This window comes from Bradyrhizobium retamae, from assembly GCF_001440415.1.
Taxonomy (GTDB): Bacteria; Pseudomonadota; Alphaproteobacteria; order Rhizobiales; family Xanthobacteraceae; genus Bradyrhizobium; species Bradyrhizobium retamae.
Genome location: NZ_LLYA01000162.1, coordinates 26,303 through 41,140 on the forward strand (window position 1 = coordinate 26,303; position 14,838 = coordinate 41,140).

Annotated in this window: 14 protein-coding genes and 1 pseudogene; 9 read left to right on the forward strand and 6 right to left on the reverse strand. The window is 61.0% G+C overall.

The features are described 5' to 3' along the window. Positions 1–365: 365 nt before the first annotated feature. On the reverse strand, positions 366–788 hold the full coding sequence (locus tag CQ13_RS22720; protein ID WP_057845066.1) for a TetR-type transcription factor C-terminal domain-containing protein: 423 nt from the start codon (positions 786–788) through the stop codon (positions 366–368). Positions 789–1,151: 363 nt separating this feature from the next. Here CQ13_RS22720 and CQ13_RS22725 point away from each other — a divergent pair, with 363 nt between their 5' ends. Genes CQ13_RS22725 through aptA form a run of 7 tightly spaced genes read left to right on the forward strand, consistent with a single transcriptional unit; the run spans position 1,152 to position 8,824 of the window. Then, positions 1,152–1,976 (forward strand): IclR family transcriptional regulator, encoded by an 825-nt coding sequence (locus tag CQ13_RS22725; RefSeq protein WP_057845067.1) that lies wholly within the window; start codon positions 1,152–1,154, stop codon positions 1,974–1,976. Further along, complete coding sequence (locus CQ13_RS22730) at positions 1,969–3,552, forward strand: gamma-glutamyltransferase family protein (RefSeq protein WP_057845068.1); 1,584 nt, start codon at positions 1,969–1,971, stop codon at positions 3,550–3,552. Before CQ13_RS22725 ends, CQ13_RS22730 begins: the two co-directional genes overlap by 8 nt. Positions 3,553–3,569: 17 nt before the next feature. Beyond that, a complete protein-coding gene (locus CQ13_RS22735) occupies positions 3,570–4,409 on the forward strand; it encodes an ABC transporter ATP-binding protein (RefSeq protein ID WP_082637586.1) in 840 nt (279 codons plus the stop codon). After that, the gene (locus CQ13_RS22740; RefSeq protein ID WP_057845069.1) at positions 4,409–5,272 is read left to right on the forward strand and encodes an ABC transporter permease; all 864 of its coding nucleotides are present in this window, start codon (positions 4,409–4,411) and stop codon (positions 5,270–5,272) included. The genes CQ13_RS22735 and CQ13_RS22740 overlap by 1 nt, the downstream gene beginning before the upstream one ends. 58 nt (positions 5,273–5,330) lie before the next feature. Next, on the forward strand, positions 5,331–6,338 hold the full coding sequence (locus tag CQ13_RS22745; RefSeq protein ID WP_245309266.1) for a histone deacetylase family protein: 1,008 nt from the start codon (positions 5,331–5,333) through the stop codon (positions 6,336–6,338). Continuing rightward, complete coding sequence (locus CQ13_RS22750; RefSeq protein WP_156433812.1) at positions 6,329–7,447, forward strand: ABC transporter substrate-binding protein; 1,119 nt, start codon at positions 6,329–6,331, stop codon at positions 7,445–7,447. The genes CQ13_RS22745 and CQ13_RS22750 overlap by 10 nt, the downstream gene beginning before the upstream one ends. A gap of 45 nt (positions 7,448–7,492) precedes the next feature. Further along, a complete protein-coding gene (aptA, locus tag CQ13_RS22755) occupies positions 7,493–8,824 on the forward strand; it encodes an omega-aminotransferase AptA (RefSeq protein WP_057845072.1) in 1,332 nt (443 codons plus the stop codon). A gap of 391 nt (positions 8,825–9,215) precedes the next feature. Here the strand turns inward: aptA and CQ13_RS43245 are convergent, their stop codons facing one another. From CQ13_RS43245 to CQ13_RS22765, 3 genes are all read right to left on the reverse strand, one after another. Further along, entirely contained in the window at positions 9,216–9,422 is a 207-nt protein-coding gene (locus CQ13_RS43245) for a hypothetical protein (RefSeq protein ID WP_210183078.1), read from the reverse strand. 70 nt (positions 9,423–9,492) lie between these two features. Next, positions 9,493–10,974, reverse strand: coding sequence for a catalase (locus CQ13_RS22760; RefSeq protein ID WP_057845073.1), 1,482 nt, complete (start codon positions 10,972–10,974; stop codon positions 9,493–9,495). 48 nt (positions 10,975–11,022) lie between these two features. Next, positions 11,023–11,664 carry an HD domain-containing protein gene (locus CQ13_RS22765; protein WP_057845108.1) on the reverse strand — a complete coding sequence of 214 codons (642 nt, stop codon included), beginning with the start codon at positions 11,662–11,664 and terminating at the stop codon, positions 11,023–11,025. Between the two features lie 105 nt (positions 11,665–11,769). Between CQ13_RS22765 and CQ13_RS22770 the strand changes: the two genes are divergently transcribed. Further along, positions 11,770–12,747, forward strand: a complete 978-nt coding sequence (locus tag CQ13_RS22770; RefSeq protein ID WP_057845074.1) for a GlxA family transcriptional regulator — start codon at positions 11,770–11,772, stop codon at positions 12,745–12,747. 835 nt (positions 12,748–13,582) lie between these two features. Here the strand turns inward: CQ13_RS22770 and CQ13_RS44525 are convergent. Continuing rightward, positions 13,583–13,900: a hypothetical protein gene (locus CQ13_RS44525; protein ID WP_197427401.1), complete on the reverse strand. Its 318-nt coding sequence runs from the start codon at positions 13,898–13,900 to the stop codon at positions 13,583–13,585. Positions 13,901–13,948: 48 nt separating this feature from the next. Here CQ13_RS44525 and CQ13_RS41325 point away from each other — a divergent pair. Next, a pseudogene (locus CQ13_RS41325) lies at positions 13,949–14,250 on the forward strand (Rid family hydrolase). A 49-nt stretch (positions 14,251–14,299) separates the two neighbouring features. Here CQ13_RS41325 and CQ13_RS22780 read toward each other — a convergent pair. Continuing rightward, positions 14,300–14,809 (reverse strand): 3-hydroxyanthranilate 3,4-dioxygenase, encoded by a 510-nt coding sequence (locus tag CQ13_RS22780; protein WP_057845076.1) that lies wholly within the window; start codon positions 14,807–14,809, stop codon positions 14,300–14,302. Positions 14,810–14,838 lie beyond the last annotated feature (29 nt).

Consider the following 14,838-nt stretch of genomic DNA (forward strand, 5'->3'; position numbering starts at 1 on the left):
GCTTCGGTTTCAAACCGAGATCGCGCAGCTCGTCCATCAGCTCGGCCCACATGGTCGGGCCGCCGTCGCTGAGCAGCTTGGCGCGAATGCCGGATTACGGTGACAGTGCACTCAACTCCAGTGAGAGTTTCGTGCACTGTCACTGTAAATGAATTCAATGCTTTAGAGAATTGTTTGGGTAAGAAACGCCTCATTGTTTTTCAACGCATTTCAGAATGGCCACCCAAACTGGAAATGAGCGGCGTAAGATTCCAGCCGACTTTTCCATGACTGTCGAATGGTGGGTTCAAATAGGGTAGAGCCACTCAAGCATGTAGCCTTCCCTGCAGACATTTCTCGCCGCTCGACGGCTCATAACACCGGAACTAAGCGTGTTCCTTTCGAACAGTAGCCCCTTTTTCGGCAGGCATCGCGAAGCCGTACAAAAAAAGGTCGACTACCATGTCCGCGAATTCTTGCGGCTCGATGTCGCCGCTAGGGTCGTACCAAGTGTGACTGAAGTTGAGCATGCCGAACAGCATCATGGTGTAGACCTTCTTGGAGCGGTTGACGATCTTGCCCTCGGTGTCGAGCCGGATCAGTAGGTCCGAGACGGCGTCGACGAGTTGGCGCTCCAACGTCTTGATCGCCTGCTGCTCGGGTTCGGCGAGGAACGCAAGATCGTTGAGGATGAGGCGCTGCTCATTGGACGAGCGCGCGTTGAGCTCGACAATAGCGCGGATCGCGGCACGGAAGCGCTCGACTGTGCTGGACTGCCGAGCCATCGCCGCTTCGACATCGGTGATCATCTGGGGCAAGGTCGCGGATTTCTGGCCCAGCCTGAACGCGGGGCAGAACTTTCCGCATGAGACAGCCGCGCCGGCTGATGCCGTGGAAACGCTTCAGATATTCACAAGCCCTGACTGAGTAGGACCGGTGGAGCAGTTCCACCGAAACCGGGCAGCTTTGGCTTCGCCTGGCAGTCAAGGTTGCGAGCACCGTGCGCGAGGCTTGCTTCGAATTTTATCTCGCAGCTGCGAGCAACAGGCCCGGCGCGTTCGACATCGTGCCCGATATTCCATCGACCTTTGCCTGTTGTTTTTGCTAGGCCGGCCTTGACACAATTAATTTCGAGAGATGAAATTAAATTCTGAAATGTGCGAAAGGGTTTCATGGCCAGACTCACTGCCGTCGAGCGAAAGAGCAGTACCGATACGTTGGGGGCCTCTTCCGACGACGTGCGGCTCGTACAGGCCGTGGCGCGCGGCCTGTCGGTGCTGCGGGCGTTCAAGCCCGGTGAAAACTCGCTGAGCAATAGCGAGCTGGCCGAGCGCACAGGGCTGTCGAAGCCCACGATCTCGCGTTTGAGCCAGACACTCGCCGCGCTCGGCTATCTGGCGATCGTTCCCCGCACGGGGCACTACCAGCTCGGCGCCGGGATAGTCGCATTGTGTCATTCGCTGCTTGCCGGCATGCCCCACCGAATCGCCGCCCGCCCCGTCCTGCAGGAAATCGCCGACTTCTCGCGCTTGCCTGCATCCGTCGGCATGCGCGACCAACTGGTCATGCTCACCATCGAGACGGCGCATCATCCGCAAATGCGGCCGGCACGATTCGACCTGGGCTCGCGGCTGCCGATCGAGACTTCGGCCATGGGCCGCGCCTATCTCTTCGCCTTGGCGGAAGACGAGCGCGAGGCGTTGCTGCGCCGCATCCGGCTGCAGTGGCCGCGCAGCGAGTGGCGCGGCGTGCGCGCGCGGATCGACGCGGCCTTCGAGTCGATCGCAAAGCGCGGTTTCTGTGTGTCCCTCGGCGATCGCCAGCCAGATGTCTACGCCGTCGGCGCCCCCGTCGTGACGGCGGACGGCGTGGTTCTGGCTTTCAATTGCGGTGGAATGCCATCTGAGGTCACCGCCACGCAACTCGAGAACGAGATCGGACCGCGCCTTGCGCGCGCCGCCCGGCAAATTTCCATGGAGGCTCCAGGCGGTGCGTGACTTCACGAAACAAGGCCGATCGATGGCGGTTGGCGAGAACGGCATGATCTGCACGTCGCATCCGGCTGCCTCCATAGCCGGCCTCGATATGCTGCGGTCCGGCGGCAATGCGGTCGACGCGTCCCTCGCCGCCATCGCCGTACTGGCTGTTGTCGAGCCGCACATGACCGGCATAGGCGGCGATTGCTTCGCACTGTTCTCGATGGGCGGCGCGGCACCGATCGCGCTCGACGGTTCGGGGCGTGCGCCTGGCGCGGCAAAAGCCGAATGGTACGTCGATCGTGACATCCGTGAAATTCCACCAACCTCCGCCCATGCGGTGACGATACCCGGTGCGATCTCGGCGTGGTGCACGCTGAACCGAAACCACGGATCGAAGCCCCTTGCAGAGATTCTTGCGCCGGCGATCCGCCTTGCCGAGGAAGGCATGCGGGTGACGCCTCGCGTCGCCTGGGATTGGGGCCGGCAAACCGAGAAGCTCTCGGTCGATCCGGCGACCCGCGCCGCGTATCTCCCTGGCGGTCGCGCGCCGGAGGTTGGCGACCGCTTCCGCAACCGTGCTCTCGCCGAAACCCTCCGTTGCATCAGTCGCGAGGGCGCGGCCGGATTCTACACGGGCAAAGTAGCCCAGGCCCTGACCGCCAAACTGCGCGAGGCTGGTGGACTGCATCAGGAGGAAGACTTCACCCGCCATCGCAGCGATTATGTGCAGCCGGTCGAGACCAGCTATCGCGGATATCAGGTCTACGAGTGTCCGCCGCCCGGACAGGGGCTGGCCGCCCTCATGATCCTGCGCGTTATCGAAACTCTGGCGCTTGGGGACAGCCGGCACAGCGAGGCGGATCGTATCCATCTTCTTGCCGAGGCCACCAAGGCCGCTTATCGCGCCCGTGATTCCTACTTCTGCGACCCGACGCAGGGCGACATGCCTGTTGCGCGGTTTCTTTCTGATGCATTTACCTCCCGGATCAGAGATCGCATCGATCCCGGCAAGGCCTCGCTGCCTGAAGACTGGGACCTGACCGAGCACAAGGACACCGTGTATGTTTGCGCGGTCGATCGCGACCTCAACGCGGTGTCGCTGATCAACTCGCTGTTCGCGCCGTTCGGCAGCGGCATTTTCGAGCCGACGACAGGTGTTGTCCTGCACAACCGGGGAAGCGGGTTCCGGACCGACCCCAGGCATCCCTGCGTCATCGCACCCCACAAGCGGCCGCTGCACACGATCATTCCCGGGCTGCTGTTCCGCGACGGCAAGCCGATCATGCCGTTCGGGGTGATGGGAGGCCACTACCAGGCCACCGGCCATGCGCACTTTCTCTCTCACGTTCTCGACGACGGGCTCGACATCCAGGCAGCGAGCGACGCGCCTCGCTCGTTCGCTTTCGACGGAAAGCTTTCGCTTGAAAAGACAATCTCGCAAGCAGCGTTCGACGAACTCGCCCGCCGCGGACACGCGGTCGGCTGGTCCGACTTTCCCATTGGAGGCGCGCAAGCGATCTGGATCGATCATCAGCGCGGAATCATGCTTGGCGCGTCTGACCATCGCAAGGACGGCATGGCTCTGGCTCTTTAGTTAAAGGGAAGTGAGTAATGACGCTGTTGAAAGGCGCATCCGCCGCTGAGGCAAGTCCGAAGCCCCGCCCGCTCGACGCGTCGAGCTCGCGCGAGTTCATCCGCATCAGGGAAGTCGGCAAGCTGTTCGGTGGTCGCGGACCGGTGGTGACCGCCCTTCAGGACATCAACCTCGATATCGCCTTGGGGGAGTTCGTCGCGGTCGTGGGCCCGTCAGGCTGCGGGAAATCCACATTGCTCCGCATCCTCGCGGGGCTGATCCCGACCAATTCGGGAACGGTCTGGTTCGGCGACCGGAAGCTGGAGGGGCCGCGGCACGACATCGGCGTCGTGTTCCAGTCGCCTGTGCTGTTTCCCTGGCGCACCGTTCTCGACAACGTGCTGATCCCGATCGACGTCCAGAAGCTTGATCGCAAGAAGTATCTGTCGCGGGCGCGCGACCTCATCAACCTCGTTGGATTGAGTGAGTTCGAACAGCGCTATCCCGCCGAGCTCTCCGGCGGCATGCAGCAGCGGGTCGGCATCGTCCGCGCCCTGGTGCACGATCCGGCGATGCTGCTCATGGACGAGCCCTTCGGGGCGCTCGACGCCATGACGCGCGAGCACATGAACGTCGAATTGCAGCGCCTCTGGATGGCCCAGAGCAAGACCATCCTGTTCATCACCCATTCGATCTCCGAGGCCGTATTTCTTGCCGACAGGGTCGTTGTGATGACGCCCCGGCCGGGCCGCATCGCAGAGGTGCTCGACATCGACCTGCCGCGCGAGCGGACGCTCGACATGATGACGACGCCTCCGTTTGGCGAGTACGTCCGCCGCATCCGCGCCCATTTCGGTACAGCTGGAGTTATGGACTGATGCCCGATCTCTCCTCGCTCGACACCCCGAAGAACCGGATTTTGAGCATCCTGCTGCTGTGCCTCGTCCTCGCCATCTGGCAGGCGAGCCCCGTTCTTTTCAAGATTCCCGCATTCATCCTGCCGTCTGCATCCGCCGTGGCCATAGGGCTATGGCGCGGTCTGACGAGCGGGCTCTACCTCTATCATGGAGCGGTGACGCTATTCGAAGTCCTCGCCGGATTTGCGCTTGGCGGATCTCTTGGTCTCGCGCTTGGCGTGGCCGTCGCGCTCAACCGGCGCTTCGCCTACTTCATCTACCCGTACATCATCATGTTTCAGTCGATGCCGAAGGTCGCGCTCGCGCCGCTCTTTGTGCTCTGGTTCGGCCTCGGCGTGACCTCCAAGATCGTGACGGCGGCGCTGGTGGCTTTCTTTCCGATGATGATCAACACGATTTCCGGACTGACCTCCGCCGACAAGGACCGCATCGACCTCATCCTCTCGCTCGGCGGCAGCGAGCGACAGGTATTCACGATGCTGCGCTTTCCGAGCGCGCTGCCTTTCATCATGGCGGGTCTCGAAATCTCGATGGCGCTGTCGCTGATCGGCACCGTCGTCACCGAGTTTCTCGGTGCGGACGCCGGGCTCGGCATGCTGATGCAAAGCATGAACTTCATGATGGACGTCGCGGGATCGTTTTCCATCCTGATCGTGCTGGCGGTCGTCGGGCTTGTACTCAATCATGCCTTGGTCATGATCCGCCACCGGGTGCTGTTCTGGGAACGTCTCGGCCGGGTCGACTCCGGAGCTGCCGCCGACACGAGCATCGCTGAGCCGACGGCGCCCCAGGCCGACAGCGCTCTCCCCGCGCAGCAGAAGTGAACCTGCCATGGACGTCTATTACTCAAAACGTCAACTCGAGCACCGTCCTCAGCAGATCATGCTGCTCGGCAAGCTCACTCCGCCCGTAGAGAATCCAGATCGGATGGAGGTGCTGGCCCGCCGGCTGAAAGAGGCCGGCCTGACGGAAACGGCGCCTGCCGACCATGGCCGCGATGCGATTGATGCCGTGCACAGCGCCGACTATGTCGACTTTCTTGCCTCAAGCTACGAGCGCTGGGCCGCCAACCCGAAGGCCGGACCGGAAGTCCTTCCGAACACGCATCCGTACCGTGGACGAGGATCGGCCCTGGGCTCCTCAACCAAACCACCTTGCAGCGTGGTCAACGCCCAGGCGGGCTGGTACATCGGCGATCTCAATTGCGCGATCGGCGCCGGTACCTGGAGCGCGGTCTACGAATCGGCGCAGGCGGCACTGTCTGCGGCTCACGCCGTTATCGACGGTCGCCCCTCTGCATTCGCGCTTTGCCGCCCGCCGGGACATCATGCGTTCGCGGACCGCGCCTCCGGTTTCTGCTTCCTCAACAACGCCGCCATTGCCGCCGATCTCATCGCCAAACGGGCAGGCAAAGTGGCTATCCTCGATTTCGACACCCATCACGGCGACGGCACGCAGGCGATCTTCTACGATCGCAAGGACGTGCTGTTCGCATCCGTGCACACCGACCCGACGACCTACTATCCCTACTTCTCGGGCTACGCCGACGAGCGCGGCGAAGGAGAAGGGTTCGGCGCGAACATCAACGTGCCGCTTGCTCCCGGCAGCGGCGACGAAGCCTTTCTCGAAGCCTGCCGAACCCTCGTCAAAGCCGTGCGTTCGCACGAGACCGAGGTGCTCGTGGTGTCGGCCGGCTGGGACGCCCACCGCGACGACCCCCTATCGCTGCTCGACGTCTCAACGGACGCCTTTGCACGAACCGGCGAATTGCTGGCCGACCTGCAGCTTCCAACGCTCATCGTGCAGGAAGGCGGTTACTCGCTTGAAGCCTCCGAGAATGCCGCCGCAGCGTTCATCGGCGCATTCTGCTCAAGACACAAGTGGATTTGACTGGATGTCGCCTCAACCGACGTGCAACAGAACTGGAGAGTAAGATGCGTTATACCCGTCTAAGTGCCGGTCTCGCCCTTTGCTCGGTGATCGCCGTTGCAGGCACTATCTCGCCCGCGCACGCTCTGGATAAAGTGCGCCTGGGCTGGTGCACGAGCGTGATCACGCATGGGGTCGCTCCGATCGCGGTCGCCACCAAGTTTGGCTGGTTCAAACAGGAGGGCATCGAAGTCGAACTGGTGAATTTTCCGGGATCTTCGGACTGCGTCCGCAACGTCGCAACCGGCGAGGTGCTGGCCGCGGTCGCCACCGTAGAGCCCGTTGCCATCCTGCAGCAGACTGGCGTGAAAACGCAGGTGTTCTACACCGCTTACCGGCGCAACATTTTCGGTGTCGCAGTGCCGGTGGACAGCCTCATCCAGAAATATGCGGATCTGAAAGACAAGAAGATCGGGGTAACCTCCATGGCTTCGGCAGGCGTGGTGCTGGCCCGATCGGGAGCCTCCGATGCCGGTCTCGATGCTGATCGCGACATCCGCATCGTCGTGTCAGGCCAGCCGGCGCAAAGCGTCGTCCTGCTGCAACGCAAGGAGATCGATGCGGTCAGCCAGTGGGACACGCAATACACACTGATGGGCCTCGCCGGCGTCCCCATGCGCATGCTGAAGGATCCTTTGATCGAATCCTTTCCCGCGAACAGCTTGGTCGCGAGTTCCGACTCGATCAAGAGCAAGCGGGATCTGCTGGTGCGCCTGGCGCGCGCCTACACCATGGGCGTCGTCTATACCCTGAAGAACACGCGTCAGGCCGCCGCTATCTTCCAGGAGGTCTATCCGCAGGTTGTCCCGACCGGCCTTGCTCCGGAAGCTGCGCTCGACCGGACAACGACGCTGCTTCAGACAGTCTCCGAGAAGTGGACGCTCGATGCGCCCGGCGAAAAGTGGGGTGAGAGCAACCTCAAGATCTACCAGAGCTACGTCGACTGGCTGGTGCGGGCGAAGATCCTCAAGCAGCCTATGGATGCAAAGGAAATCGCAACGAACGACATGATCGGCGATATCAACAAGGACCTCGACCTCAAGTCGGTCGAACAGGCCTTGGCCCGCTAACGCGCCGCATCGCCCCTCGACAGCAACAATACTGGAGTAACGTAAATGTCCCGAGCGAACCTCGACATTCCTCCGAACAGCCTTGAAGCCTACTGGATGCCAATGACTCCGAACCGGCGCTTCAAGTCAGCGCCCGAGTTCTTTGTCGAGGCCAAGGGGATGCACTACAGGACTCCTGACGGCCGGTCTGTGCTGGATGCCATTGCCGGCCTTTGGTGTGTCAATGCCGGGCATTGCCATCCCAAGATCATCGAGGCCATTCGTCACCAGGCGGGCAAGCTCGATTATGCATCGAGCTTCTCGCTCGGCCACCCCTTGGCTTTTCACTACACCAATCGCGTGATGGAGATCGCGCCGAAGGGATTTGACCATATCTTCCTTGCCGGATCAGGCTCCGAAGCGGTCGATACTGCCCTGAAGATCGCGCTGGCCTATCACCGCTCGCGCGGTGAAGGTCATCGCCAGCGCCTGATCGGACGCCAGCGCAGTTACCATGGAATGGGGTTCGGGGGGCTCTCGGTCTCGGGCATCGGGTGGCAACGGGCGCAGTTCGGCGTCATGCTCCCGGGCGTCTCGCACCTTCCTCATACGCATGATCTCACCCGCAATGCGTTCAGCAAGGGAGAGCCCGAACACGGCGTCGACTTTGCGGACGCTCTGGAAGGCATTTTGACTGCGATGGACCCCTCGACGGTCGCAGCCGTGATCGTCGAGCCCGTCGCCGGAGCCGGCGGGGTGCTGCCGCCACCCAAAGGCTATCTCAAGCGACTGCGCGAGATCACCAGCAAGCACGGCATCCTCTTGATCTTCGACGAGGTTGTCACCGGCTTCGGAAGACTGGGAGCGCCTTTTGCTGCCCAGGCTTTGGGCGTCACGCCGGACCTCATCACCTGCGCCAAGGGGATGAGCAACGGCGCCGTTCCCATGGGTGGCGTGCTGGTCCATCACCAGGTGCATGACGCCATGTCGCAAGGACCTGAGACGACTGTCGAGCTCGCTCACGGCTACACCTACTCCGGCCACCCGCTTGCGTGCGCCGCCGCGCTAGCCACCCTCGACGTCTATCAGGAGGAAGGCATCTTCGAGAAAGCCGCACGCATCGCCGGCAAATGGGAAGCCGCCATTCACGACATCAGGGGCGCCGGCGGCGTGATCCGCGATATCCGCAACCTCGGCCTGCTGGGGGCTGTCGAGATCGAACCCGCGCCGAATGCTCCCGGACAACGGGCGCGCGCCGTGGCGAACCATTGTCTCGAGAACGGCGTATTTGTCCGCGCGCTTGGGGATACGTTGATCCTGTCGCCTCCTCTTATCATCAATGAAGATCAGATTGGTCAGATCGCGGACAGCATCAAGAAAGGCATTCGGGCGTTGTGAGAATGGATCGGCCGGGCAGCGGCGGACGACGGCCGTCGGTAGCGCCGCAAGGATTGCGGATTCCGGCCCCGCGGCCGTACGTCGTCGAACCCTCGCCGGCGAGGCCAAGCTCTCGACGCTAGCGGCAGCGGATCGAGCAACGATCGTAAAACGCCACCCAGCGATGCTACGCGACAAATTGTCTGTTTCAGGCGCCAAATGATGAGCACCAACGAAAATGCCGGATCAAACAGCCCTGTTTGGAGACCTGCATCGGTAATTGACATCTTAGGCGGTTATCGGCCCGGGGCCCACGCGGAAAAACATCAATAATAACAATAGCTTACGAGATCGGCCTGATTCCGGATTTTCAGGAAAATTTTCCCGGTGCATTGAAAACACACGTAAAAATTCACCGCAGCCGTCCGCTTTGTTGGCATTTTTGTTGGTATCTGGAGAACAAACGCTTTCGACGAACTTCCGCTATTCCGAACGAAAGAATTGAGCGGATTGCCGCAAGAACGATGGCGCGTGCGCCAACCAAAAGCAGATCAGGACCGACGTCGAGAACGACAAGGCATGGGATGGCGGTGTCGTCGAGCTGCAGCTCGCGCATCAATGCAAGCTATTTCCTGCGCCGGCCATCCCGGCGCAGGGTGTTGTGATTGCAACGCACAGGTCAGGTCCTGTCATTCTGCCGCAATGCTGTTCTTCGCGGGCCGCGCGGCAGCGAGACGCGAGAGCGCTCCGCGAACGCCAGCGCCGTAAGCAGGGTCGGCTTTGGTGCAGTTGACGATGTGCCGTTCCTGGATATGGATCCCGGTGCCGCCGAGGGCACGCGCCGTGTTGTCGAATAACGCCTGGCGCTGGGCCGAATTCATCTTGCGGAACAAATCGCCCGGCTGCTGATAATGGTCGTCATCAACGCGATGATCCCAGTGCGCGGCCGCCCCGTCGAGTTCGAGCGGCGGCTCGTTGATGTCGGGCTGATCGGTCCACTCGCCGTGGCTGTTTGGGTAATACGTCGGGGTCCGGCCGAGATTGCCGTCCGTCCGCATCGCCCCATCGCGATGATAGCTGTGAAACGGGCATTTCGGCGCGTTGACCGGGATGTGGTTGAAGTTGACCCCAAGCCGGTAGCGCTGGGCGTCTCCGTAGGAAAACAGGCGCGCTTGGAGCATCTTGTCGGGCGAGAAGCTGATGCCCGGCACGACGTTAGCGGGCGAGAACGCGGCCTGCTCGACTTCGGCGAATACGTTCTCCGGATTGCGGTTCAGCTCGAAATAACCAACCTCGATCAGCGGGAACTCCGCCTTCGGCCAGATTTTCGTCAAGTCAAAGGGATTGAAGCGGAAGGCCTTGGCGTCTTCGTCCGTCATGACTTGGACGAACAGCGTCCAGCGCGGAAAATCTCCACGCTCGATACTCTCAAACAGATCGCGCTGATTGCTCTCGCGATCCTTGCCAACCAGCGCTTCCGCTTCGGCGTCTGTCAAAATCTGGATGCCCTGCTCGGTGCGAAAGTGGAACTTTACCCACGTCCGCTCACTCGCAGCGTTGATGAAGCTATAGGTGTGACTTCCGAAGCCATGCATGTGGCGGTAGCTGCGCGGAATCCCGCGCTCGCTCATCACGATGGTGACCTGATGCAGGGCTTCCGGCAGCAAAGTCCAGAAATCCCAGTTGTTGTCGGCGCTGCGCATACCGGTGCGCGGATCGCGCTTGATTGCGTGATTGAGGTCGGGAAATCGCAGCGGGTCCCGGAAGAAGAACACGGGAGTGTTATTGCCGACCAAATCCCAGTTGCCTTCCTCGGTGTAGAATTTGAGAGCGAAACCGCGAATGTCGCGCTCGGCGTCGGCCGCACCACGCTCGCCGGCCACGGTCGAGAACCGCGCAAACATCGGCGTTTGCTTGCCAATTTGTGAGAAGATCTTCGCCTTGGTGCAGCGGCTGATATCGTGGGTTACCGTGAAGGCGCCGAACGCGCCGGAGCCCTTGGCGTGCATGCGCCGCTCCGGGATCACTTCGCGGTCAAAATGGGCAAGCTTTTCGATCAACCAGATGTCCTGCAGGAGGGCTGGTCCGCGCGGGCCCGCCGTCAGGATGTTGAGATTGTCGCTGACCGGAGCGCCAGTGGCATGGGTCAGATGTGGCGGCTTGTTTGTCATGAAAGAATTCCTTGTTGAGGGGCTCGGAGCAAAGGGGGTAAGGCGTGCTTAGCCGTGCCAGTGCGAGCAGCGGATCACGCTGCAGAAGTTGCCGCGTTGAAAGTGTGGCTCCTTGTCGGCGATCACATCGGCTTTGACGTTGCCGAAGGTCGTCTCAGGCTTATGCTTGATGCCGTCATAGAACGTCTGGATGATGTCTTCCTTGAAGTGCGGCGTGCGCGGGAAGGCTTTCACGACGGCTTCGCGTTCCTGCTCGGAATATTCTTGGTACGTAAGCCCGAGTACGTCCATTTCGACGCCTGCGGTGACTAGGGCGACGACCGGGTGCATATGCTGCGGCACGCCCGGCGTGGTGTGAAGCGCGATTGCAGTCCAGACCGTGTAGGCATCCTCCTCGGGGACGCCGTGACTGCGCAGGAAATTGCGCGCGGCATGGGCACCATCAACTTCGAACCGCTCGTCTTTGCTGCTGTGGCCGGGCATCAGGCCGATGTCGTGAAACATCGCACCGGCGTAAAGCAGCTCGCGATCGAACTTGAGTCCGCGATGAACTCCCGCCAACGCGCCGAAATGATAGACGCGGCTGGAATGGTTAAAGAGCAATTCGGTCTCGGTATCACGGACATACTCGGTGATAGCGCGCGCCAACTTGCTATCCGGAATGGCGGCATCATGGTCGACAAGTGTCATTGCCTTCTCCTGCACCTCTCACTTGTCCGCACGATAAAACCGCAGCTATGATGTCAACAATCGACGTAACACGTCAAAAACGGACAAAACCGGGCTGAGGCGGACATGAAGGTGAAAGCAAAGACCGTTGTGATCGTAGCCCTCCCCGGCGTGCAACTCCTGGACGTCGCCGGGCCGCTGGACGTTTTCGCGGAGGCAAACTCTCAGGCCGGTCGTCCGGCTTACCGGCTGATCGTGGCGGCAGGACTACCGGGCCCTATCCGCAGCTCGTCGGGTGTACAGCTGATGCCCGACAGGATCATTGATCGCGACTTCAACGAGACTATCGACACGCTCCTCGTCGCGGGATGCCCGAACGCGGCCGAGGTTCCGGCTGACGGCATTGTCATCGAGTGGCTTCGTCGCCGGGCACCCGCGGCACGACGCTTCGGCTCAGTGTGCAGCGGCGCGTTTTACCTCGCGGCCGCCGGCCTGCTCGACGGCCGGCGGGTCACTACGCATTGGGCGGTGGCGGACGTGCTGGCCGAGAAATTCCCCTCCGTCACCGTAGATCATGACGCGATTCACGTCGCCGACGGCCGCCTTAGAACTGCGGCTGGCGTCACCGCGGGCCTCGATCTAGCGCTCAGCCTTGTGGAGGAGGATCTCGGACGCGAGCTCGCCATGCGAGTGGCCAGCCAACTCGTGATGTTCTTCAAGCGGCCTGGCGGCCAGATGCAATTCAGCCGTAAGGGCGAAGCTGTTCCGGCTGGTCGCTCGGCACTGCAGGAACTACAGCGCTGGATCGCCGCTAATCCGGCACTGGATCACAGCGTCGTCAGCTTAGCGAGGCGTATGGGGCTGAGCGCCCGACATTTTGCTCGGCTGTTTCGCAGCGAAGTTGGAATTACGCCCGCGACTTGGGTCGAAGAAGTGCGCGTCAACGCCGCGAGACACTTGCTTGAGCTTGGTCATGACGCGCCAAAACAGGTAGCGACGCAATGCGGCTTTGCTGACGCCGACACGCTGAGACGTGCTTTTGCACGCCACATTGGGGTGACCCCTGCCGAATATCGCAAGCGTTTTGCGCGGGCTGCGAGATAGCCGGAAGCGATGTTGTGCTTGCCGCAGATGACAATCGGACGTAACGAGGATGCCGGAGGCGAATGACAGCAGTTGACCGCGTAACCGACGCCAAATCGTAGCTTGTCATTGAAGATCGCAGCCCCACTGGCAGCGGGGACGCGGTGCCACCCTTCCCCACACTCTTAAGAAGATCGGCTGAAGTTCAGGATGCTAAGTATCGGACGAAAGTGGCCGATTTCACGAAAGTTCGCCGGCTCTAGCCTGTCGAATCCAAGTCCTTGTCCCGTCGGCAAAAGCGCTTACGGCTGCAGAGGTGAGGATGTTGTCCAGAAGATGCGCAAACACGACTCGCGCTGTCCGTCGTCGGCGAATTGCGCGGCTTTGGAATAGCTCCCCGAGCGGTTTCGACGATCACCCCGACAAAGGCGGAACAGACAACACTGCGAACAGGAGCCGGAGAGAGCCCCGCCGATTTTGCTGGGGCCTCGCCCTCGCTCTCCACTGGGTGGCGAGGAGTCAATGCGGTTTGCCGGATGCCGAAAAATGGATGGTCCAGCGCCTTGGCAAGCAATCGTTCAACCTAGCTGCGACGTTTCAGCTCCGCCAGCGTCGAACGTACTCCCGATGCATGAACGCATAGCCCGTCGTCTAGCTCACTGAATTTCTTGCATCGCATCATCCATTGTGCTGGATCGGCTTATCCAGCCCTTCTCGTTCATGGTTCGGGGAGTTTGGTGAACTCGGCCACCAGGCTGAACAGTTAATCCTTTCCGATATGCGCATTGAACCACTCGTTGCCGCGCTTGAGTGCCTTCAGAAAGCGGGCGATCTGTATGCATTCAAAATTCGAATGTCAAAGGCGGCGTTGGCCGCGGCTCTCAAGGATCAAAATGAGAGATTGCCGTGTGCGTGGTTTGCTCGCGTGGCGTGATGAAACAAACAAACGAAAGCCTTCGAAGTTTTCGCAGTGACGACTTGAACGGATACGTCGAACGCCGTCGCAAAAACGAGCGCTCGCGCGAACCTCACCGCTTGCCTGCTTCTTGCATTTGCGCAATTTGCAATGATTGTAGGCAATGAGCCTATAACGCATGCGAAGTTCAAACCCTGTGAGACTTGCGATGCCGAAGACCGTCATAACATCCAGCAGCGCGCCGGTGACCGGCTTCACCGACCGCTCCACTCCGTCGCCGATCGTTCAGGCATTCGGTTTGGCAACATGCTGTTCGTCTCCGGACAGGGCCCTCTCGATCCCGACACCAAGCAGATTGTCGAAGGCGGCCTCGAAGCTCAGACGCGGCGCACGCTGGCAAACCACGCAGCGTTGCTGCGGCAGGCGCTGACTTCTCCAACGTCGTCAACATGCGAGTCGTTCTTCGCGACGTCAGGGATTTCAAGCAGTTCAACGAGGTATTCCGTCAGGAGATCGGCGAAGAAAAGGTCACGCGGACATGCGTGGGCGGGACTCCGCACCGCGATGGCGTGAACGTGGAAATCGACTGCGTGGCAATGTTCGATTAGTCGATGGCGTGCAGCCGACGAAGCCTCGGCTTGATCGGCTGCCCGGCGATCAGGGCTTCGGCATCACATTGCCGCATGCATTGCATGTGCGCGCCTTCTCGCTTTCGAAGAAATTTCGGTACGCTTGCGAGACCGGATCGGCGCGATAGTCGGCAACGACGAACTGTTCTTCGTGAAGGAGACCATCGCATTTCGGGCAGAACCACTGAAACTTGTCGATCTCGTTCTGACGGCGGCCACGCTCCACGATCAGGGCAAAGGCGTCCAGCGGAAAACGCGGCGAGTGCGGCGTCCCTGCCGGCATGAAATTGACCGAGCCCTCGGGGATCACGATGATCTCTTCCCTGCCCTCCGGTGTTCTGTAGTGAAGGTTCATCGTATTCTTGATCATGTACGTGAACTCGTCGCTATCGTTGACGTGAAACTCGCTCCTGTACTCGCGCCCTCGCGCTACGAAAGCGAGCGACTCCGGCTCCTGCCAAAGAACTTCGACGCGCTTTTGCGTGTCGCGGAGTCTGTTGGTGACTTCTTCCAGTTTTACCAGACGCGGCGGAAACATGATTGCTGACTTCCTCATACAGAATCGAG

Bases quoted from the DNA above. Each gene is read 5' to 3' on its own strand.
- CQ13_RS22720 (WP_057845066.1), bottom strand. From the start codon at position 788: ATGATCACCGATGTCGAAGCGGCGATGGCTCGGCAGTCCAGCACAGTC.
- CQ13_RS22725 (WP_057845067.1), top strand. From the start codon at position 1,152: ATGGCCAGACTCACTGCCGTCGAGCGAAAGAGCAGTACCGATACGTTG.
- CQ13_RS22735 (WP_082637586.1), top strand. From the start codon at position 3,570: ATGACGCTGTTGAAAGGCGCATCCGCCGCTGAGGCAAGTCCGAAGCCC.
- CQ13_RS22740 (WP_057845069.1), top strand. From the start codon at position 4,409: ATGCCCGATCTCTCCTCGCTCGACACCCCGAAGAACCGGATTTTGAGC.
- CQ13_RS22745 (WP_245309266.1), top strand. From the start codon at position 5,331: ATGCTGCTCGGCAAGCTCACTCCGCCCGTAGAGAATCCAGATCGGATG.
- aptA (WP_057845072.1), top strand. From the start codon at position 7,493: ATGTCCCGAGCGAACCTCGACATTCCTCCGAACAGCCTTGAAGCCTAC.
- CQ13_RS22760 (WP_057845073.1), bottom strand. From the start codon at position 10,974: ATGACAAACAAGCCGCCACATCTGACCCATGCCACTGGCGCTCCGGTC.
- CQ13_RS22765 (WP_057845108.1), bottom strand. From the start codon at position 11,664: ATGACACTTGTCGACCATGATGCCGCCATTCCGGATAGCAAGTTGGCG.
- CQ13_RS22770 (WP_057845074.1), top strand. From the start codon at position 11,770: ATGAAGGTGAAAGCAAAGACCGTTGTGATCGTAGCCCTCCCCGGCGTG.
- CQ13_RS22780 (WP_057845076.1), bottom strand. From the start codon at position 14,809: ATGTTTCCGCCGCGTCTGGTAAAACTGGAAGAAGTCACCAACAGACTC.